Source organism: Burkholderia sp. SR8 (assembly GCF_052851275.1).
In genome coordinates this window covers 1-23,505 of record NZ_JAULUC010000028.1, presented here as the reverse complement: position 1 = coordinate 23,505, position 23,505 = coordinate 1, and the positions used below count along the sequence as shown (strand labels likewise).

The 23,505-nt window shown below is 62.5% G+C and carries 21 protein-coding genes; 4 read left to right on the top strand and 17 right to left on the bottom strand.

Annotated elements, in window-relative coordinates; translation table 11 throughout:
- Positions 1-20: 20 nt before the first annotated feature.
- The 13 genes from Q3A80_RS27010 to Q3A80_RS26950 form a co-directional block, all read right to left on the bottom strand.
- Positions 21-776 carry a hypothetical protein gene (locus tag Q3A80_RS27010; RefSeq protein WP_446331877.1) on the bottom strand — a complete coding sequence of 252 codons (756 nt, stop codon included), beginning with the start codon at positions 774-776 and terminating at the stop codon, positions 21-23.
- 166 nt (positions 777-942) lie between these two features.
- A complete protein-coding gene (locus Q3A80_RS27005; protein WP_446331876.1) occupies positions 943-1,767 on the bottom strand; it encodes a hypothetical protein in 825 nt (274 codons plus the stop codon).
- The gene (locus Q3A80_RS27000; protein ID WP_446331875.1) at positions 1,734-3,224 is read right to left on the bottom strand and encodes a hypothetical protein; all 1,491 of its coding nucleotides are present in this window, start codon (positions 3,222-3,224) and stop codon (positions 1,734-1,736) included. Before Q3A80_RS27000 ends, Q3A80_RS27005 begins: the two co-directional genes overlap by 34 nt.
- A 2-nt stretch (positions 3,225-3,226) precedes the next feature.
- A complete protein-coding gene (locus Q3A80_RS26995) occupies positions 3,227-5,908 on the bottom strand; it encodes a type VI secretion system Vgr family protein (RefSeq protein WP_446331874.1) in 2,682 nt (893 codons plus the stop codon).
- Positions 5,909-5,975: 67 nt separating this feature from the next.
- Positions 5,976-7,097, bottom strand: coding sequence for a type VI secretion system protein TssA (gene tssA / locus Q3A80_RS26990; protein WP_446331873.1), 1,122 nt, complete (start codon positions 7,095-7,097; stop codon positions 5,976-5,978).
- A gap of 44 nt (positions 7,098-7,141) precedes the next feature.
- Positions 7,142-9,811, bottom strand: coding sequence for a type VI secretion system ATPase TssH (tssH, locus tag Q3A80_RS26985; RefSeq protein WP_446331872.1), 2,670 nt, complete (start codon positions 9,809-9,811; stop codon positions 7,142-7,144).
- Between the two features lie 44 nt (positions 9,812-9,855).
- A complete protein-coding gene (gene tssG, locus Q3A80_RS26980; RefSeq protein WP_446331871.1) occupies positions 9,856-10,956 on the bottom strand; it encodes a type VI secretion system baseplate subunit TssG in 1,101 nt (366 codons plus the stop codon).
- On the bottom strand, positions 10,920-12,755 hold the full coding sequence (gene tssF, locus Q3A80_RS26975; RefSeq protein ID WP_446331870.1) for a type VI secretion system baseplate subunit TssF: 1,836 nt from the start codon (positions 12,753-12,755) through the stop codon (positions 10,920-10,922). The genes tssG and tssF overlap by 37 nt, the downstream gene beginning before the upstream one ends.
- Positions 12,756-12,832: 77 nt before the next feature.
- Positions 12,833-13,318, bottom strand: coding sequence for a type VI secretion system baseplate subunit TssE (gene tssE / locus Q3A80_RS26970; protein WP_446331869.1), 486 nt, complete (start codon positions 13,316-13,318; stop codon positions 12,833-12,835).
- A gap of 62 nt (positions 13,319-13,380) precedes the next feature.
- Entirely contained in the window at positions 13,381-13,884 is a 504-nt protein-coding gene (locus tag Q3A80_RS26965; RefSeq protein WP_446331868.1) for an Hcp family type VI secretion system effector, read from the bottom strand.
- Between the two features lie 71 nt (positions 13,885-13,955).
- Positions 13,956-15,446: a type VI secretion system contractile sheath large subunit gene (tssC, locus tag Q3A80_RS26960; protein ID WP_446331867.1), complete on the bottom strand. Its 1,491-nt coding sequence runs from the start codon at positions 15,444-15,446 to the stop codon at positions 13,956-13,958.
- A gap of 15 nt (positions 15,447-15,461) precedes the next feature.
- Positions 15,462-15,977, bottom strand: a complete 516-nt coding sequence (tssB, locus tag Q3A80_RS26955) for a type VI secretion system contractile sheath small subunit (protein WP_446331866.1) — start codon at positions 15,975-15,977, stop codon at positions 15,462-15,464.
- 46 nt (positions 15,978-16,023) lie between these two features.
- Positions 16,024-16,656, bottom strand: coding sequence for a tetratricopeptide repeat protein (locus Q3A80_RS26950; RefSeq protein ID WP_446331865.1), 633 nt, complete (start codon positions 16,654-16,656; stop codon positions 16,024-16,026).
- Between the two features lie 378 nt (positions 16,657-17,034).
- On the opposite strand from Q3A80_RS26950, the gene tssJ reads away from it, so the two are divergent.
- The 3 genes from tssJ to icmH all read left to right on the top strand — a co-directional run bounded on the left by tssJ (position 17,035) and on the right by icmH (position 19,874).
- On the top strand, positions 17,035-17,646 hold the full coding sequence (gene tssJ / locus Q3A80_RS26945) for a type VI secretion system lipoprotein TssJ (RefSeq protein WP_446331864.1): 612 nt from the start codon (positions 17,035-17,037) through the stop codon (positions 17,644-17,646).
- Between the two features lie 102 nt (positions 17,647-17,748).
- On the top strand, positions 17,749-19,095 hold the full coding sequence (gene tssK, locus Q3A80_RS26940) for a type VI secretion system baseplate subunit TssK (RefSeq protein ID WP_446331863.1): 1,347 nt from the start codon (positions 17,749-17,751) through the stop codon (positions 19,093-19,095).
- Positions 19,092-19,874 (top strand): type IVB secretion system protein IcmH/DotU, encoded by a 783-nt coding sequence (gene icmH, locus Q3A80_RS26935; protein ID WP_446331862.1) that lies wholly within the window; start codon positions 19,092-19,094, stop codon positions 19,872-19,874. The genes tssK and icmH overlap by 4 nt, the downstream gene beginning before the upstream one ends.
- A 95-nt stretch (positions 19,875-19,969) precedes the next feature.
- Here icmH and Q3A80_RS26930 read toward each other — a convergent pair whose 3' ends face one another.
- Positions 19,970-20,287 (bottom strand): DUF7716 domain-containing protein, encoded by a 318-nt coding sequence (locus tag Q3A80_RS26930; RefSeq protein WP_446331861.1) that lies wholly within the window; start codon positions 20,285-20,287, stop codon positions 19,970-19,972.
- A gap of 358 nt (positions 20,288-20,645) precedes the next feature.
- Here Q3A80_RS26930 and Q3A80_RS26925 point away from each other — a divergent pair, with 358 nt between their 5' ends.
- Complete coding sequence (locus tag Q3A80_RS26925; protein WP_446331860.1) at positions 20,646-21,035, top strand: hypothetical protein; 390 nt, start codon at positions 20,646-20,648, stop codon at positions 21,033-21,035.
- A gap of 247 nt (positions 21,036-21,282) precedes the next feature.
- Here the strand turns inward: Q3A80_RS26925 and Q3A80_RS26920 are convergent, their stop codons facing one another.
- The 3 genes from Q3A80_RS26920 to Q3A80_RS26910 form a co-directional block, all read right to left on the bottom strand.
- Positions 21,283-21,513, bottom strand: a complete 231-nt coding sequence (locus Q3A80_RS26920; RefSeq protein WP_446331859.1) for a DUF2750 domain-containing protein — start codon at positions 21,511-21,513, stop codon at positions 21,283-21,285.
- Positions 21,514-21,780: 267 nt separating this feature from the next.
- Positions 21,781-22,224 (bottom strand): DUF4265 domain-containing protein, encoded by a 444-nt coding sequence (locus tag Q3A80_RS26915; protein ID WP_446331858.1) that lies wholly within the window; start codon positions 22,222-22,224, stop codon positions 21,781-21,783.
- A gap of 69 nt (positions 22,225-22,293) precedes the next feature.
- Positions 22,294-23,505, bottom strand: a 1,212-nt coding sequence (locus Q3A80_RS26910; protein WP_446331857.1) for an RHS repeat-associated core domain-containing protein, incomplete at its 5' end; no start/stop codon positions are given.

Here is a 23,505-nt window from a genome sequence, read left to right as displayed (position 1 = left end):
GATGAGTGACGAGTCGCCGGTCATTGTCTGAGAATGACCTTCTTGCCGGTCTGTCCCTCGAGCTTCAGGGGCAAATACACTCGAAAAAATAAATTTCGCACATAGAAATTACCGATGATTGAGACCGACATCGGAAATCCGAGGAGCGACAATATTATGCACAACACGTGCGGCCCAACGATTTCGCCTGCGATATGGTTCGTATTCGATCCGATCGCCGCGGCAAAAGGAATCAAATACGCGACCGCCGACATCAACGCCCCTTTCAATGGAGTCCTCGACGTCAAGTGATCAATGTAGCCACCACACGAATGACGCAGAATCAGATTATTGCCATCGTCGTGATAAATCGTATTCAATACCTCATCTTTCTTCGCGGCGCGCCGAAAATCCGAAAGAATCATGATTGCATGCCACGCGATAATGGCGAAGCACACCAGCACCACCGAAACCTTCAGGAACGCAGGCATCAGAATATACGACACATAGAACAACCAAATGAATGCAATCATCAACCATGGAACCAGCGCCATCATTGAGACGATGCCTTCGACCCAGAGTCTTCGCGACTGCCGATTCATCAGATAATGGACATACAACGCAATCGACACGAAGCACTGTGCGATCACCATCACCTTCCATAGCCAGGGCGTCACCACACCTAGCTGCGAGAATACGTAATAGATACCCGCCACAAGCATCCCGATCGCCAATCCGATCACCGCCACACTTCTGTGCAAATCTATCGGCGAGCCGTCGTCAACGTCCGATTTCATATCGACTAGTCTAAACCCCGTCGTCCTCACGGTAGCGCCAAGGTGACGTATTTGCCGAAATCTGTCTCCCAGCAAATAGCCACCGGCCCAATCTCTGATGTTTCTTGCTTCAAGGCGGGCGGTTCAGAGACATACCCCGCGCCACCCGTCACGAATGACCACCCGGTTACGGGCCAAGAATGACCCTTTTTCCGGTTTCACGCTCCAGCTTGAGTGGCAGATAAATGTGGAAATATGCCAGCCGCACAAAAAAATGCCCGATTATGAGACAAGAAAACGGAAAACCGATGATGGAGAGCATAATAAACAGTATGTGCGGGCCACCCGATATTTCATACAAACGGCCCGCGAACATGGCATATGCTGTCCCGACCGAGCCGATCAGCGAAATCAGCCAAATAGGGGGAGCCGGCAGCCAATGCCATGAGCGCCGAAACATTGAGACGCCACGATCCAACGCATCGGGAAATACGATCGTATCCGGCTCAACAACGATCATCTGCCGCATCAAGCCTAGTTGCTCTGTCGCACGTCGATAATTTTTCCAAGTCACCACCATCGAAATCACGGTGACACCAATACAAAACAAAAGCGTGGTTGCACGAATTCGAGTCGGAATCGGAGCAAAGCCGAAATAGAATAGCCAATGGGACCCCATGACCATCCAGATTGGCAATGCTCCGAAGAGAGCCGCGACGCCCTCCCAATACAATCGCTTCGTGCGACGATTCAGTAGATAGTGTGTATAGACGACTATCGGACAGATCAGTTCGACCGCCAAAGCAATTTTCCAGGGAAGGCTCGAGGAACGAAATGCTTTGAATGCAATCCAGTAAAGTGCCAATGGAACAAGACCAAGAACCCCACAAATCATTGCAAGCTTGGCATGATCATCGATTCTCGTTCTACCTTGCACTTTGGGACCACCATCATATAAATGTTCCCGCTCAGCCTGCCTCAAGGTATCGCTCCCATTGGAAAAACCTCCCATTTCGACTCGGAGTAGGTTGCCGGATAATCTTTCGCCAACTGTTGCTCCAGAAAAGCGCCGACTCGGCGAATCACGTTGGCAAAATGATCACCAATCTTTTGCTCGTTCTCGTCCTTTTGATTAAACGGCGCAGCGACGATGTAACTAAAAGTCCATGTGATCAGGACGGCTCCCACTGCGATCATCCAAACCGGCGCTGTAATAGCCGCACCAGCAACCATGGCCCCGCCAGCGAAGACAAACGAAATCGTCGCGGTTGCTGCAACGGTCGCAAGCCACATCTGCGCTACATCGATCCCGATTGTCGCAAGCAGGTTCGCAAAATCCTGCTTCCTCTTGCCATTCTTGTCTATCGTTTCGTAGTCTTGCATCCACGCCATTGTATCCATGGCGATGGCAAACCCCATCGCCCTTCCGGTCATCGTCTTAAGATTGATCGCGGCGTTCGCTGCCTCCCAAGTTGCACGCGTACCCGATGAGAGAGATCCCGTCCCGCCCAATAGCGTCATGACCTGCACGTCATTCGATCTAGCCCGATACGTAGTCAGAAGAAAGCCCAACAGATCCCTTTCCTTCCTGGAAGTCTGGAAGAACATCGTGAATTCCCCATTTGAGTTCCGGACGATGATAAACACCCGATTCCAGAATCTCTTCAATGGACCATTTGGCCCGAACGTATCCCATCCATACGCTAGTCCGCCTGCAATTTGGGCAGTAAGGAAATTTCTGGAAAGCGTGTCGAGCGGATCCCATTTGAATGACTCCGCCCCGCTCGCAAAGAACGCGATGAGTTCAGGAGGAACCATCGACCCACTGGTCTGTTTGATTTTGAACGCATGGACCGTAGGCAATACGTCTCTCGACCGGGTTGCTTTAGCTTCCGAAAATGGTACCGGCGCCGATGCATATTGCGAAGGATTGAGTAACCTCGCCCCGGCATTGCCGAGTCCTATGGAACCTTTCCCACTTGACGGTATCGATGTCGCAGAATGTTGAGCCTCAGGGGACACGTTCGCGACCGCGCTCAATTCTTTCGCGAGACTCTGGTTATTGTGCAGAATGATCAGCATGGGGGCGGGCTTGTCCTTCGGATCGTCTGTGCAACCCTTCGTGCAATCGAGCTTGCTAATCGGATAACGTCCGAGTACTTTCTCGCCCTGTGTAAGAATTAAACTTCCTTCGAAAGTACGGCCGAGCCAGATGTGGCATGGTTCCCCATCCTTGAAGGTCGTCCTGCCGACATTCGCTTTCCGCTTGGTGTCATAAAAGCGCCCAGTGGGCCGATCAGGATGTGTCGTGGTGACGGTATACGTCGCCCCTGGATGAAGCTTGATGTCGAACACCACGTCCCGATGCTTGCGCAACAGCACCGTCAACTCTGTCTCGGCAGCGCACTTGACCGGCTCCCCTGGCAGATCAATACAAACGTTATGTTGAACAAGCGCCTTGCCACCCATGTTCACTCCCCCATCCGCTTGACCTGACTGGCCACGAACTCGTCAAAATCGATGTCCTTCAGTTCCGCACGACCTTCCGCGTCCAGCGCAACGCTATGCTCGGTCCCGTCCTCGGTCGTGAGCTTGATCGGCTCGCCATGCGGCACATTGCCATCGGCATCCACATAGCGAATCCGCATATCTGCCTTCTTGCCTTCCGCCTTGAACGTCTTGTGCATGCTCGTCGGCCCGCTGAACGCGTGCTGCCCGCCCTTCACGTCGATCTTGCCGGGCGCATGAATCTCGATGTTGCCGCCCTTGATGCGGACATACGCACCGCCCGACGTCAGCAGAATCTCCTCCTTCGCGACGCCTTCGATCGTTGCGGTCGCGGACAGTAGCTTCACCGCCTTCTGCGCGATCATCTCGACGTTGTCGTTCTGTGCCTGTATCTCGACCGCGCCTTTCCCGGCGAAAAGCTTCATCCCCGCGTTCTGCGCAAACAGGCTGAGCTTCTCCTTGACACTCGCCACCAGCGATTTGCCGCTGGCGACGTGCGTGCTTTGACCGCTCACGACATTGACGTGCCGATCCGCGGCAATGTGCGTACTTTGCTGCGACGCCACCCCGATCCCCGCCGGGCTCGCGAACAGCATCACCGGTTCCTTGAACGCGTTCGCGTTCCCCGTCCCGCCGCCGCCGGTCCTGCCGCCTCCCGCCGTCGCCCCCGCCACGCTGTTCTGCGTCGCATCCGCAAACTGCTTCAGCGCATCGCGCCCGGTGCCGAGACTCTCGGCCTGATGCATCTCGCTGACCTGCGACATCGACTCGATCAGCCCTTCGGCATTGGCAAGCTGCTGCTTGGCCTCGCTGACGTCGAGCGGCTGGCTGTTCGCCTGCTTCGGATGCGTCGTCACGTACAGGCCTTGGCCCGCACGCATCGCACCGTACGCATCGGTACGCAGATCGAAACCTGAACCGAGATACGCGCCGCGCGTATTGCCGTTCTGCTCGATCAGATAACCGAGATGAAGCAGCGAATTCGCGCTGCTGCTGAACAGGCGCGCGCGGTTCTGCCCGGTCGCATCGTCGAGCACCATCTCGTTGTGCCCCGATCCCGCATACTCCTTCGACCGGAAGCCCGACAGGATGCCGTCGCTATGCCATTGCGGCTTGGCAGCACCGTTGTATACGCGGTGCATGACGATCGGCCGATCGCAGTCGCCGCCGATGTAGCCGATCAGCACTTCCTCGCCGACGCGCGGAATGTGCACCGCGCCGTAACCGCCGCCGGTATCCGACTGCACGACGCGCATCCAGCACGATGCGGTCTCGCGGCCTTCGCTCTGCCGGTCCCAGACGAACATGACCTTGATCCGGTTCAGCGCGTCGGTGTAGACCTCCTCGCCCTTCGGCCCGACGACGATCGCCGTCTCGAGCTGCATCGCCGGCTTGCGATGCTCGAACGGGCTGCGATACGGCACGCTCGCGCGCTGGGCCTCGACCTCGACGAGATAGAACCCGGCCGAGCCGTCGTCATGGCCGACTTCGAACGCCGCCGCCTCGCCATGACCGGCCTTCACCTGCGCCAGTTGTTCCTGCAGGCTATGCGGGAAATTCGCTTCGTGGTCCGAGACCGGCAGATTGTTCTCGATGTACCGCGTGACGCCGATGGCCGCGAATTCGCGTTCGCTCGCCGCATCGCGGTCGTGTTCGGGATGGTCGGTCAGCGTGAAGCGCCGGCCTGCGTCGATACCGCGCACGCCGCCCACGCCGAAGAAGCGCTTCGCGCGCGACTCCCACTCCTCGAGACGAATCTTCGACAGCTGTTCGCCGCGGTCCTGGCCGGGATACGTGTACGCGCCGGTGTATTCGTAGATTTCCGCCTGCGCCGGCAGGTCGCCCTGGCCTGCCTTCGTCGGCAGCGACGTGCCGTTCGGATTGCCTGCGGACGACGGCGACTTGTAGTCGAACGTGCGCGTCGTGTGTTGCGTGCTCTGCAGCGTTCGCGATGCGGTCCACTGCGTGAAACCGGCCGTTTCGGTGCCGCTGCCCGACCGGTCGAACGACACGGTATTCGGCGACAGCGCGTCGACCGCATGCAAATCGTCGGTGATGACGAATGTATGCGTCTTCCCGTCTTCACCGTGCCGCCAGAAACCGAACAGCCCTTCGTCCTCCATCAGCCGATGCACGAAGTTCCAGTCGGTTTCGCTCTGCCGACAGTACGACCGGGACGGCAACGGTTTCGACAGCGCGAACCGGTATTGGCCGCGGGCCTGCGGATGCATGTCGAACACGTCGGCGAGGATCGCGTCGGCGGGCTGGTCCTGCCAGTACCGCATGTCGCTGCGAAACCTGAGGAAATGCATCCACGATGCGAAGCTCAGCTGGTAGCTCGACAGGCTGCCGTCGGCGCCGAGCCGCCGTGCCGTGTGGATGTAACCGTTGATCGGCAGATACGACTTGTCCGCCTGCTGGATCCACAGCGTGATCGGCTGCGCGATCAGCGTCTTGAGCTCGACGTCGCTCGCGGTCGACACGAGATCGAGCACCACGCTGAAATCGCGGCCGAGCTCGGCGCGCGTTACCGCGCGGCGCGGCACGAGCGCATTGTTCGGCAGCGACGGGATGTCCGTCTTCAGCAGGCGGTCCTGCTGAATCAGGCCACCGCGGATCGCCTGCACCAGTTCGGTCACGTTCATGCGTCACCCTTCTTCTCGTTCATCGCGAGCCCGCCGGGCCCGCGCTCTCAGGTCATAACTCGATCGCTCACGACTGCTCGTCGGGCCTCACCCCAAGCAGCTCGCGGATATGCGACAGCGATCCATCGTCCTTCACGACACTCTCGAGCCACTTGTGCAGCGGCATGTCGGCCCACTCGGCGGCCTTGTCCGCGAGATACGCGACGGGGCTGTGCGGCTCGGTCTGGCGGAAGTAACGCGCGACCGCACGCAGCTGGTCGACGGCCTGCGCACGGTTCTGGATGCCGGCGATCATCTGCGTGACCGGCGGACGCGGAGCGGTCTGCGGCTGCACATGGGTCTCCTGTTGATTGAACGCGTCGCCGAAGCTCGGCTCGACCCGCTCGGGCTGCGCCGTCGGCGCCGACGGCGCATGCGGCGCGCTGCCGGTATAGCCCTGCTCGCGCGCAAAGCGCTCGACGAGCCGGTACACGGTCTCGAACGCGTCGCGGGCCTGGCGGAAGCTGGGCGCGGAATCGCCCGCGCGTTCGACGAGCCGCTCCTCGAACGCGTCGAGTGCGAATTCGAACGCCTTCAGGTTCGCGAGCAACGTCGCGTAGAACGCGATCGGCGTCACGCGCCGCGACGCGTCGACCTGCTCGACCGAAGGCTTGCCGCGCGCGATGTCGTCGGCGTGATCGGGGTCGCGCTTCACGGCCTGCGCGACGTGCTGCGCAACTTCCCAGTCGAGCGTGGTAAATGCGGTCGACGAACCGTCCGTCACCGCAATGCCGCGCAGCAGCTCGGCGGTACGCCCGGACAGCCACGCAACGTTGCCGAGCCGGTATTCGACGTCGTCGCCCTCCGGCAACGGATGCACGGTGTCCCAGTAGTCGCGGCACAGGCCTTCCAACAGCGCGTAGCCTTCGGTGAGGCCGGTGATGCCGTCCTCGAGCGCGAGCGCCTCGGTCAGCCACACGGCGAGCCGCAGATCCTTGGTGCGCGTGCGCAGCAGCTCGCCCGCGTGATCGACGACGAAGCCCCAGTCGGCCTCCTTGATCTCGGTCACCCACTCGCCCTGGTCGAGCGTCGGATCGTCGTGGCGCCGCGCTTCCTGGATCGCGTCGAATTCGTTCGAGAACAGCAGGTCGTCGCCGCTGGGCGATGCGTCGCTGATCGGCGTCAGCAGCTCGGGGAGATTGATCGGCATGGTTCAGTGAATCCGTTGATGCATGAGATGTCGCGTGCGGGGGCTCATTCGACCGTATAGGCGAATTCGCCGGCCTCGTCCGCGCGCACCGCGATGCGCGCGATCGCCGCGCCGTCGGCGATCCGGCCGAGCACGTGGCCCGCGATCTCCGGCAGCAGCGTGCCGTTCAGGATATGGTCGACGTTGCGGGCGCCCGAATCGACCTCGGTGCAGCGCGCGAGCACGGCATCGACGAGCGATTCGTCCCACTCGAACGCGGCCTTGTGGTTCGCGTCGATGCGGCGGCGGATCCGTTCGAGCTTCAGCTCGATGATCTCGGCCAGCACGTCGTCGGAAATCGGGTAGTACGGGACGACCTTCATCCGGCCGAGGAACGCCGGCTTGAAGGTCTTGTACAGTTGCGGGCGCAGCGCGTCGGCGAGCGCATCGGGATCGGGCAGTTCGTCGGCCGGCTTGTTCAGGCACGCCTGCATCACGGCGGCCGACCCGACGTTCGACGTCAGGATGATCAGCGTGTTGCGGAAGTCGATCTCGCGCCCTTCGGCGTCGTCCATCGTGCCCTTGTCGAACACCTGGAAGAACATCTCGAGCACGTCCGGATGCGCCTTCTCGACTTCGTCGAGCAGCACGACGGAATACGGATTGCGGCGCACGGCCTCGGTCAGCACGCCGCCCTCGCCGTAGCCGACGTAGCCGGGCGGCGACCCCTTCAGGCCGGACACGCTGTGCGCTTCCTGGTACTCGCTCATGTTGATCGTGACCATCTTGCGCTCGCCGCCGTACAGGATGTCGGCCAGCGCGAGCGCCGTCTCGGTCTTGCCGACGCCCGACGGCCCGACGAACATGAACACGCCGCGCGGCTTGTTCGGATCCTCGAGGTTCGCGGTCGCGGTGCGCACGCGCTGCGCGATCGCTTCGAGCGCGTGATCCTGGCCGATCACGCGCGCGGCGAGCAGCGGCTGCAGGTTCATGACGGTATCGATTTCGTCCTTCACCATCCGGCCGAGCGGAATGCCCGTCCATGCGGCGACGATCTCGGCGACGACGTGGCCGTCGACCTGCAGCGGCACCATCGGCTCGCCGCCCTGCAACGCATGCAGCGCCGCGACGCGCTCGGCGAGCTTCTCGCGCGTGGCCGGCACGTCGACCGGCTCGCCGTCCTGCGACGGGCCGCGCGCGTTGTCGAGCGTCTCGCGCAGTTCGGCGATCTCCGCGACGATCGCACGCTCGGCTTCATAGCGCGCTTCGTCGTCGCGCAATTGCGCGAGCGCCGTGTCGCGCGCGCCGCGCAGCTCGCCGAGCCGCTCGTCGTGCGCCGCGCCGCCTGCCGCTTCGCGTTCGAGCGACGCGATTTCCGCATCGATGCGCTCGATGCGCTTCTTCGTGTCGTCGATCGCCGCCGGCGTCGCGCTGTGCGCGAGCGCGACCTTCGCGCACGCGGTGTCGAGCACGCTGATCGCCTTGTCCGGCAACTGGCGGCCGCTGATGTAGCGATGCGACAGGCGCACGGCCTCGGTGATCGCATCGTCGAGGATCCGCACGTTGAAGTGCTTCTCCATCAGGCCTGACATCCCGCGCAGCATCGCGGCCGCGAGCGGCTCGCTCGGCTCCTCGACCTTCACGACCTGGAAGCGCCGCGCGAGCGCCGCATCCTTCTCGAAGTACTTCTTGTATTCGCTCCACGTCGTCGCGGCGATCGTACGCAGCTCGCCGCGCGCGAGCGCCGGCTTCAACAGGTTCGCCGCGTCGTTCTGGCCGGCCTGGCCGCCCGCGCCGATGATCGTGTGCGCCTCGTCGATGAACAGGATGATCGGATGCGCGCTCTTCTTTACCTCGTCGATCACGCTCTTCAGCCGGTTCTCGAACTCGCCCTTCACGCTCGCGCCGGCCTGCAGCAGCCCCATGTCGAGCACGTGCAGCGCGACGCCGCGCAGCGGCGGCGGCACGTCGTCTGCCGCGATCCGCAGCGCGAGGCCCTCGACGACCGCCGTTTTGCCGACGCCGGCCTCGCCGGTCATGATCGGGTTGTTCTGGCGGCGGCGCATCAGGATGTCGATCGCCTGGCGGATCTCGGCTTCACGGCCGATCACCGGATCGATCTTGCCGTCGCGTGCACGTTGCGTGAGATTGGTCGTGTACGTATCGAGCGCGGGCGTCTTCGACGGGCCGGCCGCGGGTGCGGCGCCGTCGGCGCCTGGTGCAACGTCGCTGCCTTCCGCATCGGGCTGGCGCGGCTCGGCTTCGCTCGAACCGGCCATGACTTCGTCGAACTTGTGCTTCAGGTCCGTCACGTTCATTTCGGCGAACTGCGGCGACATGCGCTGCGCGAACTGCGCGAGATCCGGCGCGGTCAGCAGCGCGAGCAGCAGATGCCCCGAGCGAATGCGGCCGAGCTGCGAATCGAGCGACGCGATCAGCCACGCCTGTTCGAACAGCGCGATCAGATGCACGGAGAACACCGGCGTGCGCGTGTTGCCGGTCTTCAGGCGCGTGAGTTCGCGCTCGAGATCGGCACGCAGCGCATGCGGATCGACGCGGCTCGCGCGCAGCGCGAGCGGCAGGTCGCCCGTCGCTTCGTCGAGCAGCGCGAGGAACAGATGCTCCAGATCGACCTCGTAATGGCCGCGCGCCAGGCACGCGCTCGCCGCACGCTCGGTCGCATGCCGGCACAGCGGATTCAGTTTCGTGATCAGGGTCTTCAGAGGCGTGCTCATGGCGTCGATCTCAGGTTCGTTTGCGTCTTTGTTGTCGTTCGGAATCAGTGAATCACGTGCAGTTCGTAGCGCGCGTCGGACCGGTCCTCATCCGCGTCGCGCGTGCAGAGGAAGGCGTCCCAGCCGAGCCGCGAGCCCGCGCCGAGCACGCTCGCGCCGACCTCGGTGCGCTTCAGCACGAGCTTGACCTCGTACTCGAGCGTGACGCCGGCGAGCAGCGTCAGCATCCGTTCGAGCGCGACGGCCTGCGCGCCGCCGGGCAGGAATGCTTCGTAATCGCGCTTCGACAACGGGCCGATCACGATCCGCGCGCGCATGTCGCGCTGCCACACGCGCTCGCCGACGAGCGCCGTCGCGCCGAGCACCGCGTTGACCTCGCCGAGCACGCTCAGCTGGTCGGGCGGCACGTCGTACCATTTGCCGACGAACTGGTCGATCTTCACCGGCACGCGGAAGTAGTCGGACAGCGTGCGCTGCAGGTACGCGGCCGACATCGGCCGGTGCCGCGCGGCAAGCGCGTAGCCGGCGACCGCCTCGTCGAGCACGCCGCCCGCGCCGGCCGCGAGGCTGTCGCGCACCTCGTCGCTCGGCACGCCGGCGATCGCGAGCAACAGCGGCAGATAGCGCTCGTCGCGGTCGAGTTCGTAATGAAACGGCAGCCGGTATTTCTTCCACGCCGCGTAGAACAGCGCGGTCGCGCGGTTCGAGAACACGTCGAAGAACGCGCGTGCCGCGTGGTCGCGCTTCAGGTGCTCGCGCGCGACGATCTGCTCGGTGTAGTGCAGCGGTAGCGCGCCCTGCCCGCCGAGCAGCCCGAAGAACGCGGGCGTCAGCTCGACGCGGCCGAGCTCGCCGGCCGCGAGCGCGGCGCCGCGCTCGTCGCCCGAATCGAGCAGCGTGCCGTCGTCGTCGAACGAGCGCGCGCGCTCGATTTCGCTCGGCGGGAAGCCGAGCGACAGCGTGTTGCGGAATTCGATGCGCTGCGCGACGACGTCGCCCTGCCGCCACGCGCCGGGCGCATCCGACGCCTGCCGCGCGAACAGCCCCTCGAGCACGCGCACCGCCTGGAAGAACTCGAAGCGGTGCGGCTCGTCGAGCAGCGCGTCGACTACGCCAGGATCGATTCGCCGGTTCGGGGCTTGCATCGAATGATCTCCTCGCCGGTGCGCTTCGACACGACGACCAATTGAACGAAACTGTTGAGATGGACGTACAGCCCGAAGAAGCTGTCGAGCACGCGCACGAACGACGCGAGGCTCGCGCCGACGAAGTGTTCCTCGTCGATCGTGAGGCGCACCTCGATGCCGCGCACGAAGGTCGCGAACGGCTTGCCGGGCAGCCACTGCACGGCGCCGCGCTGCTCGACGCCGACGAGGCCGTCGATCTGGCGCATCGACACGGCGGTGCGCCGCAGGTCGTACAGCGTCAGCATTTCCTTCAGCGGCGCGAGCCCGTGCGCGACGAGCGACACGTGGTTCAGCGCGAGGTGCGACACGAGCCGCCAGTGCGCGGCGCGGCCGCGCTCGAAGCGCACGCTCTGCGTCGGGCGCCGCAGCATCGAGATGCCGCTCGTCTGCGCGCCGCCTTCCTGGAACAGGTCGCCGCCTTCGAGCCCGAACGCGAGCATCGCGGGCAGGTCGCGGTTCGTGCAGGTGAGGTCGAGGCTCAGCGTGTCGGTCTGCGGCGAGGTCGGCTCGAAGTCGATGTCGACGATCGAGATCTCGGTTTCGTAGCCGGGGCTTTTCTGCGCGACCCAGTCGTTGCGGCGTGCGAACCAGTAATGGCCGATCCGCGCCGCTTCGCCGTGATGCAACGAATAGAACGGCCGGAACTCGATCACCGACTCTTCGTGCGCCTGCTGCCTGACAAGCTTCACCGAGTCGATCGAGTACACGTCGTACGCGAACGCGCGGCGCGCCTCGGCGATCACCGGATACGACACCGCGCGGTGCGTGATCCGGATCGGCTCGCCGTGCTGGCGGAACAGGTTGACGATCGGCGTGCAGAACAGCCGGAAGTGGCTCGCCGTCAGCAGTTCGAGCAGCCGCGCGACGTGCGAATCGCTGCGCACGTCCTGCAGCACCAGATGCAGCGTCGCGCGCTGGCAGCGGCCGGCCGCGCGCGCGATCGCCGCGACGTCGAAATCGACGAAATCGAATTTGTCGGGGAATGCGAAGTACTCGGTGAGCAGCCGATACGCGGGGTGCGACTTCGCCGGGTAATCGATCAGCGCGTCGTCCTCGCCGAAGCCGGCCTGCGCGATCGGCAGCTTGCTCAGCGCGGTCCAGCGGCCGTTGCGCTCGGGTTCGACGTACGCGCCGAGCACGTTGACGAACAGGCAGTCGGTCAGCGCGGCGACGAACGACTGCTCGCCGTGCAGATGCGCGCGCAGCGTCGGCAGCTTCAGCGCGCCGAGATCGAGCTGCGCGGCGAGCGATTCGAACGTGATCGAGATCACGCCCGTCGCGTTGGACGGCAGCACCGTCGCGCTCGGCGCGAGCGCGACCGGCGTATAGCGCGCTTCCGACACGCGGATCGGCGCGAGCGTCACGTCGTACGCGGTGCGGAACCGGCACTGCACGCCGCGGATCGGCCGGCTCTTCAGCTCGGTGCCGCGCTCGATCACGACCGGTTCGGTCTGCTGGCCGGGCGACGCCGGCGTGAACTGCGCGATCGAGCACGACGGGAACGGCCGCAGGTAGTGCGGATACAGCACTTCCAGCAGCGCTTCGGTGAATTCCGGGTAGTCGTCGTCGAGCTTCTTGTTGATGCGTGCGCCGAGCAGCGCGAACGATTCGATCATCCGCTCGACGTGCGGATCCTCGCAATGTTCGCCGGACAGCGCGAGCCGCGCCGCGATCTTCGGATAGCGTTCGGCGAAATCCCGCGAATAGCGCCGCAAAAACGATAATTCGCGCTCGTAATACGGCAGCAATTCTTCCATCGACGACCCCGAACCTCAATATTTCCTGCCGGACCCTGTTCCACCACCGGGCGGTCCGGCCCGCTCGGCGGCTTGATTCACAGCATTCGGGCCGCGCGTGCGCGCGTGACCGAATACTGCAGCGTCGACGGCTGCAGCATCGCGTCGAAACTCACCGGCTCCTCGGCCGGATGCACGACGAGCAGCGCCTGGATCGCGAAGTAAAGCGCGTTGGTCGACTGCTCGTTCAGCTCGAACGTCACCTGGACCTGCTGCAGCCGCGGCTCGTGGCGCGCGATGGCCTGCTGGATCGACTTGCAGATGAATGCGCGGTCGTAGTGACTCGCGAGGCTCAGCCCCGCGAAATCGTTCAGCCCGTAGGTCAGCACCGACTTCTGGCATTCCGGCAGCGCCTCGAGCTCGATTTCGGTGTGCGCGATACGGGTGTTGAGGATCGCCTCGACGTCGCGGGCGACCGTGTTCTTCAGCTCGTCCAGCGACAATTGCCGCATCGCGGCGGTGGCCGGCAGGTGCGGTTCGTCGTCGAACAGCTTGTCGAGAAAACTGGGTTCGAATCTTTTCATCAGCCGGCCTGCACAGCGAAAACGGCAACGGGACGCCGAGCGCCCCGTTGCCGCGACCGACCTTAGACCGCGTAGGTCTTGTCGTTCTTCGTCAGGCTCCAGGCGCCTTGCGTGTTGCCGCCCTGGTTGCCGCCGATCTTCTGCTGCGTCTGCTTCCACTGCACCGCTGCGTACTTCAGCGAGAACGTCTCGATCGGCAGGCCTTCCTCGCGGACGCTCGGCGCGATGCTCGAGATGATCACGTACTTCAGCTTGACTTCCAGATACTGCACGCGCTTGCCTTCGCCGTCCGCGCGCGAGAAGTGGATCGTCACTTCATCGAACGTCGTGCCGCCCGAAGCGTGCTGATACAGCAGCGGGCTCGACGAATCGATTTCCTTCGAGAACACCATGTCGCCGTGTTCGCAGCGCGTTTGCGTCAGGCCGCCGGCCGACGACGCCGTTGCCGAGCGCGGCTGAACGATCGAGTGGTCCCACGACTTCAGCTCGAGCCAGCCCTGATGGTCCTTGTCCGCGGACTCGCCCTTGATTGCGGGACTGCCAAACTGCAAGTGAATGTGTAGCATGGTCCTTCTACTCCCCAAAGAGGTGGTTTTAACGTCCTACCCAGGCGGCCCGCCCGGGCGATTCTGCTCGCTTATGAATTTGCCGATTTGGGCAGATCAGCGACAAGTCGCAGAGAAATCGAGAGTTCGTCGAGCTGGAAGTGCGGACGCAGGAACGCGACCGAACGATACGAGCCCGGCTTGCCCGGAATCTCCGACACTTGTATGGAAGCCTCGCGCAGCGGGAATTGCGCCTTCTGCTCCTGCGTCGCGTTGTCGTCGAGCAGGACGTACTGCGAAATCCACCGGTTGAGGAATGTTTCCACGTTCTGCGCCGATGCGAAGCTGCCGATCTTGTCCCGCATCATCGCCTTCAGGTAGTGCGCGACGCGCGATACCGAGAAGATGTACTGCAGCTGCGCGGACAGGACGGCGTTCGCGTTTGCGCTGTCGGTGCTGTATTTTTTCGCTTTCTGCACCGACTGCGCAGCGAAGAACGCGGCGTAATCGGAATTCTTGCAATGCACGAGCGGGATGAAGCCGAGATCGCTCAGCTCCTTCTCGCGGCGGTCGGTGATCGCGATCTCGGTCGGGCACTTCAGCGCGATTTCACCGTCGTCGGTCTTGAACGTGTGGGTCGGCAGATCCTCGACGAGGCCGCCGCCTTCGACGCCGCGGATCGCCGCGCACCAGCCGAAGTCGTCGAATGCGGCCGTCAGCCGCGCGGCGAACGCCCACGCGGCGTTGCACCACAGGTATTTGTCGTGTTCGGTGCCGTCGACGTCCTCGACGAAGTTGAAGCGCTCCGCGGTCTGGCCGTCCTTCGGATTGAACGGCAGGCGGCCGAGGAAGCGCGGCAGCGTCAGCCCGACGTAGCGCGAATCCTCGGAATCGCGGAACGACTTCCACTTCGCATATTCGACCGTGTCGAACACCTTCGCGAGATCGCGCGGCTTGCCGAGGTCCGAGAACGACTCGAGGCCGAGCAGCTCCGGCGACGCCGACGCGATGAACGGCGCGTGCGCGGCCGCCGCGACGTGCGACATCTGCTCGATGAAGTACAGGTCCTCCGGCTGGCGCGAGATCTCGTAATCGCCGATCAGCGCACCGAATGGCGAGCCGCCGAACGTGCCGAATTCCTCTTCGTAGACCTTCTTGAACAGCGCGCTCTGGTCGAACTCGCTCGCGCCCTTGAAGTCGCGCACGAGGTCGCGCTTCGGTGCGTGCAGCGCCTTGATCTTGATCGTCTGGCCCGTGTTGCTTTCCTTGACCAGGTAGTCCAGCCCGCGCCAGGTGCTTTCCAGACGCTGGAATTCCGGCGCGTGCATCACCGCGGACAGCTGCGTGGAGATCAGCCGGTCGAGCTCCGCGACGCGCGCGTCGATCGTCGCCGACAGGTTGTCCGACACGATCACCGTGCCGTCGAGCACCTGGTGCACGAGCTCGCCGATCAGGTCCTTCGCGCGCGCATGCTCGGAATCGGATTTCGCGACCTTGCTCTTCTCGACGATCTCGTCGAGCAGCGAAGTCCCGGCGGCGTATTCCGCGCCGCTCGCTTGGGCCGCAGCCGTTTGCTGGTTCATCTCAACACTCCGTCGTCATTCGCCGTCTTTGTCGCCGCCCGTGCCCTTCGCGAGCTCCTGCAGCTGCTGCGTGTTCTTCAGCACCTCGGACAGCAGATCCTCGAGCTTGTCGTTGCCTGCGAGCTTGTTGCGCAGGTCGGCGAGCTTCGAGCGCGCCTCGAGCAGGCGGCGCAGCGGCTCGACCTGTTCGACGACTTCGTCCGGGCTGAAACCCGACAGCGAACGGAACTTCAGGTCGACCGCGAACTTGCCGCCTTCCGGGCTCAGGCGGTTTTCCACCTGGAACGCGGCGCGCGGCTCGATCGCCTTCATCACGTCGTCGAAGTTGTCGCGGTCGATGTTGACGAACTTGCGGTCGCGCAGCTTCGGCTGCTCGACTTCCGACTGGCCCGCCAGATCGCCGACGACCCCGACGACGAACGGCAGTTCCTTCACCTCGATCGCATCGCCCTTTTCGACCTCGTAGGTCAGCTGGACGCGGGGCGGCCGTATTTTCTGCAAGCTCTTCTGAATGCTTTCTTTCTTGGCCATCTCGACGGCTCCCAGGTTAGTTGTGGTTATCGCGTCAGTTCTGCGGTCAGCGCAGCGCGCTGAACGGGTCGGCGCCACCCTTTTGCGGCGCCGCGGCCTGCGGCGTGGCAGCCGGCGCGGTCGTTGCTGCTTCGGCGGCCGGTGCCGCGCTCGTCTTCGGACGATGAACCGTGCGGCGCGCCGTACGCGCCTTCACCGCGCGCTGCTCGGGCGGGAACAGCGCCGATTCGCCGAGCGTGTCGCGCAGCTGCTTCGCGAGTGCCTGCGCGTCCGACTTCGCGTCGCCCGCGAGCGACGCGTCCTGACGCAGTTCGCCGAGCGACTGCGTCGCGATCCGCAGGCCCGCGACGGCGAGCACGCTCTTCGCCTGGCGGTCAGTCGCATCGCGCTGCAGCGCTTCCTGCGCGGCGACGATCGCCTGGCCGTAGTGGTTCTGTGCAAACTGGATCTGTGCGATGCGCGACCACGGTTCCTCGCGCGTCGGGTCCGACTTCGCGAGCTGCTGGTACAGGCCGAGCGCCTTGTCCTGGTCACCCGCCTTCGCGACGGCGTCCGCATCGGCCAGCGACTTGTTGAACACCTCGGCGGTCGGCGGCGCCGGCGGCTGGCTCGCACAACCGGCGATCACGCCGCAAGCCAGCACTACCCCAGAAAGTTTTGCGAAGAGACGGTCTTTCATCGTTATATCCACCGGCGCGTGAGTATTAAAATCGTTGAGAATCTGGTTCTTTTGCTTTGCACGAAGCGCGCGGGTATAGTACCGATCAATTTTTCATAATTCAATCGCTGCGTGCAGAGTAATTCCCTTTAAAACCGTGCGCTACCCCGTCGAAACGCGTCTGGAAGCCGCTTGGCGGCGGCATTCCGGCCGACCGGAATGCGCAAGTTTTACTTGCTCTGCTGCGCCCGGGCCGGCCGACGGAAAAAATTTCCGAAGACGCGACGCACCGCACACGTGCTTAATAGTTGAACGGCAGATAAGCCGGGCATTCGCGTTCGACGCGGAAATACCCGGCAGTTTTGACAGGGGAGTTAAAGGCGGCACGCCGGAAACACGATGAGATCGTCCATGATTCGCTTTGCGCTGCCGCTGATTGCCTGCGCGCTCCTGGCCGGATGCGCGGCCGCCCCGTTGCTCGGCTCTGCCGCGAGCGCCGTGATGCAGGCGGCCGGCGTCGGCAAGCCCGAGTTGCCCGACGCGCAGAAGCCGCCGCGCAACATCGGGCTCACGCTCGCTGCCGCGCCCAACCTGAACGCCGCGAACGATCGCAAGCCGCTCGCATTAGTGGTGAGACTCTACGCGCTGAAGGATCCGACTTCGTTCCAGCAGGCGCCGTTCGACGCGTTCACCGATCCGACCAAGGAAAAGGCCGCGCTGGGCGCCGATCTGCTGAACGTGCGTGAAATCACGCTGATTCCGGGCCAGCGCTATACGGCAACCGAAAAGGTTTCGCGCGAAGCGCAGGCATTCGGCATCGTCGCGCTGTTCCGCGATCCCGCGATCCAGCGATGGAAACTGACGTTCGACCCGGCGAAGTCGGAGAAATCCGGCATAATCATCGGCCTGCATAATTGCGCGATGACCGTCACCGACGGCACCGTCATCGCACCGCAACAGGGCGCGCCTTCGCAACCGCTGAATATGCTGTCGTCGGTCACCTGCGGTTAAACATGACGCACGAATGTCAATTAACAAGAGTTAACAAATTGGCGATTAATTCGGGCACGACCAAATCGATTACATCGCAACGCCACATTAACCGGATTTGACATGAGTTATTCGGCCAAGGTGCTTTGGGGGGAAGGGCTGTTCCTCCGGCCTCAACATTTCCAGCGGCAGGACGCCTATCACGAGGCGCGCCTGTTCGAATCGATCCAGGCGATCCAGCCGTACAACTGGGGCGTGCGTTCGGTGCGCATCGACCGCGATGCGCTCGGCAGCAACGTGCTGCGCGTGGCCGAACTCGCGCTCGTGTTCCCGGACGGCGCGCTGTATGCGGCGCCGCAGGCCGACGATCTGCCGCCGCCGATCGCGCTGGACACGCTGCCCGACGGCATCAACGAATTCATCTTCTACCTCGCGCTGCATCCGCTGCGCGAGAACGGTACCAACTACAGCGACGATCCGGCCGCGGGTTTCATGACGCGGTTCGTCAGCGAGCAGACGAGCGTCGCCGACAACTTCACCGACGCTGCCGAAGCCGACATCACGTTCCTGAAGACGCAGGTCAAGCTGATCGCGCACAGCGAGCCGCGCGACCAGCTGCTGTCCGTGCCGCTCGTGCGCGTGCGCCGCACCGCGACGTCGGGCTTCGAGATCGACGACAGCTTCGTGCCGCCGTGCCTGGCGATCGAGGCGTCGCCGATTCTGCACCAGCGGCTGCGACAGCTCGTCGATGCGCTGCAGGCGAAGGTCAACGCGCTGTACGGTTTCCACCGCGAGCCGTCGAAGAACATCATCGAGTTCCGCTCGGGCGACATCGCGTCGTTCTGGCTGCTGCACACCGCGAACGCCGCGTTCGCGACGCTCGCGCATCTGCACCAGCACGCGGCGCTGCATCCGGAGCGGTTGTTCCAGGAACTGCTGCGCCTGGCCGGGCAGTTGATGACGTTCTCGAAGGGCTATACGCTCGCCGACCTGCCCGTGTATCGCCATGACGATCCGGGGCCGAGCTTCGCGCGTCTCGACCTGATGCTGCGCGAGCTGCTCGACACCGTGATCTCGACGCGCTATTTCGCGATCACGCTCGACGAAGTGCGTCCTTCGTTCCATCTCGGGCGCCTCGATTCCGGCAAGATCGACGACAAGACCGAGTTCTATCTGGCCGTGTCCGCCGACATGCCGAGCGTCGAACTCGTCGATGCGGTGCCGGCCCGCTTCAAGGTCGGCGCGCCCGACGACGTCGACAAGCTCGTGCTGTCGGCGATGCCCGGCGTGCGGCTGTCGTACACGCCGCAGGTGCCGCCCGCGATTCCCGTGCGGCCGGGCGCGTGCTATTTCCAGCTGGATTCGCGCGGCGCGCTGTACGAACGCATGCTGCAGGCCCAGTCCGCGATGATCTACGCGCCGACTGGCATCAATGACCTGAAATTCGAACTGATCGCGGTCACATCATGAGCTACGCGCCTTCCCTGTTCGGCGACAACGCGCCGGCCCCCATTCATACGCCGGCGTCCACGGACGCCGCGTTCCAGGCCCGTTCGCTGCTCGATCTGCTGTATGACGGGTTCTTCATGCTGTTCCTGCTCAAGAACGGCCGCGAGCCGGACAGCGCGAGCGAATTCAGCACGAAGATCCAGGAGTTCCTGTCGGATTTCGAGCGCGGCGCGAAGAAGCTGAACATCCCGGCCGAAGACGTGTATGGCGCGAAGTTCGCCTATTGCGCGGCGGTCGATGAGATGGTGCTGTCGTCGCAGTTCAAGATCCGCACCGACTGGGAGCGCCGGCCGCTGCAGCTCGTGCTGTTCGGCGAGCAGCTCGCGGGGGAGAAGTTCTTCCAGTATCTCGAGGAATGTCGCGCGCAGGGCGCGGCGCGGTTGCAGTCGCTCGAGGTGTTTCACATGTGCCTGCTGCTCGGGTTCCAGGGCAAGTATCTGCTCGAGGGGCCGGAGAAGCTCGCTTATCTCACTGCGCGGCTCGGCGACGAGATCGCGCACATGAAGGGCAAGCGCGCAGCGTTTGCGCCGCATTGGCCGCTGCCGGATCAGATTGCGCACCGGTTGAAGCGTGAGGTGCCGGTTTGGGCGATCGGGGCGGTGTTTGCGCTTGTGGGCCTGCTCGGGTATCTCGGGCTCAATACGTATCTCAAGGACAAGACGCTGCAGGCGTTGGCGCCGTATTCGCAGGTGATCAAGGTCGGGCCGGAGTCGGCGAATTTGACGATTTCGTTGCCTTGAGGGGCTGCGGCTTAGTGCTTCGTTCGGGCACTTCGGCTTCGTGAAAAAAGGACCGCTTGGCGGTCCTTTTTTACTGTGGCGCGTGGTGTGTGTCTTTAGAGAAGGATGAATTCTTCGTTGTCGACGTAGAACACGAATGCATCGAACAACTGAGCGACGCTCGGTTCGTCGACCTGGTCATGTGCGTTGATTACGATGTCCTCGATCGTCGCGCTGTTCAAGGTCACGCGCCAGCCGGGTTGTGGTGCGGTGGTGGGTGGTGTGGTGGCTTCGGTGTTGGCGGCGTCTTCGATGAATGCACCCTCTGTGTCGAGGGTCCAGGGTGTCTGCGGCAGGCAGAGCCATCCGTGGAAATCGCCAGGGTGTTCGAGGATGTGTTTCAGCGAGGCGGTGGCCGTGGGGATGGGTGGCATGGGTGTTGCGGCTATAACTAGGCTGAAGTCGATGCAAGACGGGTGATGCCACCGGAACGAATGCGCCTGCGTCGCAGCGCTCGCGGCAGCGAGCCGTGATTATGCCAATTTCGGAGGCGGAGGCGGATCGGCGGTTGTTGTCTGGTCGAGCTCTCCGATATACATCGTCGAGCGCGGGATGGTCATCCATTGCGCTTGCCGAGGCGGTCGAGCCGGTCGGGCCCCAGTACGACGAGCGGGAGCGATGCCCGTCGTCACGCGACGTGCAGGAAAGCGGATCTCAATAGAGCGCACCCATTTCCCGCGTTGGATTGCCTCTTGTCAAACTGAGCCAGCCGTTAGATCAGACGTGATCGGCATGCCATTGCCGATTCTGTCCGTCACCGCCTACTCTGAGCTAGAGCAGGCGGAACTCGAGCGCGACGCGATCAAGCATGGCGGCGGTCAGTGTGGTATTGCCGCCGATGGTTTGGTCGGCGAACCACCGATCACATCACACCGGAAACCGCCTGATTCGATCGACTACGTAGCTGCCACCCGCAATTCCCCAACTCGATTTAGCTTGATTGATGATAGATCTGTGGTTTGGGCTTTCTATCTTTTTCGTCGCTTCAGCATGGAGCGTCACAGTATTTCCGCCAAACACTTGGCACAAACTGCAGTAAATAGCCCTATCGCCTGCTCCATCGCGTGCTCGTCGGTAAATCTGCACATTTCTGCCGATTCCCACATCCCGCCAAGACGTTGAAGAACAGCCCGGTCCTCCGTCACACCATAACCGGGGTATTCAAGCTCCTCATAAATCAACGTTACCGGAAACACTGTCCCTGCGTCCGGCTTCGCACCCGACCTGATCATATCGAGCACGTTCTTGGTTACCAACTCTGCAGGTTGGGAGCCGTGTTTTTCGCATATCGCATGAGCCATATTATCTAACCTTCATTTTAAACCCACACTCCGACGTCACGATTCCGTCCACCCGCGCCGCCACATACTTATTCGTATTGCTTGAGTTCCTGCCTGATCAGTTTGTCCAGTTCCATCGGCAACATCAGTGTTCCGTGATCATTCGGCGCCAAAAAGACACCACAAATTTGCTGATCATTCGCCATCCCCGGCAGCCATCGCTCTAGAAAATCGGCTAAAGCAATCTCCTTTGGGAGGAATCCCTGCCATTCATCAGTCGCGCTTAACCTTGCGAACTCCTCCTCTGGCCAGAAAGGCACACTGTCGCTGCACCGGTATGGGCAGTCGCCCACTCCTTGTCAAAGAGACCCGAGACGACTTCAAAGTCAGCGAGCTTGCGGACGAAATAGTCGCATCGGGACTGTGCATCGAGTCGCAGCACGTTCTCTATATTCTTTAGATATGCCGTCATCGTTTGTCACGTGAACCCCTGCGTAACGATAATAGATGCTGCAGGCGAATCGCAGTAACCCCCCACAACCGACTACCTCGCGCAGCATCTTCTGGCGCATCAAGTCCACTCATCCTTAGTGCAGCCGTAGAGGAACCGACGCGAGCGACTCACATTCGAGTGCCCGGTCGGCGCTGACGCCCCCGTGTTGCAAGCACGCGTCCTCATATGCAACATACTCGCCATCAGATTTGGAGGCGAGCATCGCGTCGATCTTTCCGAAATCAGCCTCGGAAGGAATGTCAACCGCAAAGAGAGAAAGCCCACGCGTGACGGAACATTGCGCTCCGAGAGAGTTCAGATCGGAAATGATCGATGCTTTGGTGTCGGGGTCCTCGGCAAAAACTCGCAGTGTTGAATGGCCTCCTCGTGCAACCACGGACGTTGCAAAGAGTTCTCCGTCGACATCTTTCACCGCTACCGTGTCTCCTTTACTCACACCGCAGACGTAATACGGTACGTTATCAACCACACAAGAAAGATCATCCGAAAATATACCCCAGAGAGACTCATATTCCATTGGAGGGTATCCGTCTCCATCTTTCTTCAATCTAAAAATAATCTTCCTAAGCTCTCGCATATTCCATCCTTAACTGTCACACGGCGTACGCCCCAAGCGATTAAGTCGCTTGAAATTATCCTTGATTTTATCCCACAATCGCCTGTTACACTTGCGACACAGAACTTGCGTGTTGTCTTCATCGTTTGCTCCGCCGAGCACATCCGGCTCGATGTGATCGAATTGACGCTCATTTGTCGGCGGGGTGATCCCGCGCTGACTTTTCTTTCCTGGAACAACTTCAACCCCGCAACATTCACAAGTCCCTTTCCCGAAGAATTCCTGATTTTCTTTCGCAATCTTGTCCTTAACGGATTTCGGAATGCGAGCTAAGCCGAGAGGGTCAATCCACTCAATCGGATTCGGAGCGTATTGGTAAACGTTGGCCCCGCCGTTGAGCCCGATAGGATCCTCCGAAGTAAATCGGCCAGTTTCTGGATCGTAATATCGATATCGGTTATAAGCGAGCCCCGTCTCATCATCAACTTGCTGCCCCTGAAACCGCAACGGATTCCTCGCCACAATCCCCGCCGCTTTCGACGCCCGCGCAATCACCTCCCGCGCTTCGCCCCACGCCTTATACGACGCTTCCCACACGACGTCGCCGTCGCCATCGGTCAGCAACTGCGGCGTACCGATCTGGTCACAGTGGTAATAGAACACCGCCGCCTCACCCCGCCGCTCCGGCACCTTCTGCAGCGGATCCGCCTCCGGCACATAGCGATCGGTGCTCTTCCACTCCGGCGTCGCGATCCCCTCGACCGGTTCCGCCACGTACTGCGCCAGCGGCACGAACGTCCCCGGCTCGTAGAGGTAATGCGTGCCACGCTCGCCGTCGCTCTCATACGCCAGCGCGTCACCATCCCATCCGAACACCGTCCGCTCGCCGTTCACCTCCTTCGCAATACGGCGCCCGAACGCATCATAGAAATACCGCGCGTGACTCTGCCGCGACGTCTCGACAACCCGCGCGGACAGCAAGCGGTTGAACCCGTCCCACTCGTATTCCTGCTCACCCGCAGGCGTGCGCTTGCGTACCAGATTCCCGCGCGCGTCGTACTCGAAGTGCATCCCCGCATACGCCTTCAGCAGGTTCCCGAGCACCTTCGGCACCTCGACCGGCAACGTGCTTTCCGGACGCACCGGGCTCGGACGCGACGCAGGCGTCTCCGCCGTCCGCACCGGATCGATGATGTTGCTCGCCGGATCGAACGCAAACCGTTCCTTCGCGATGGGACTGAT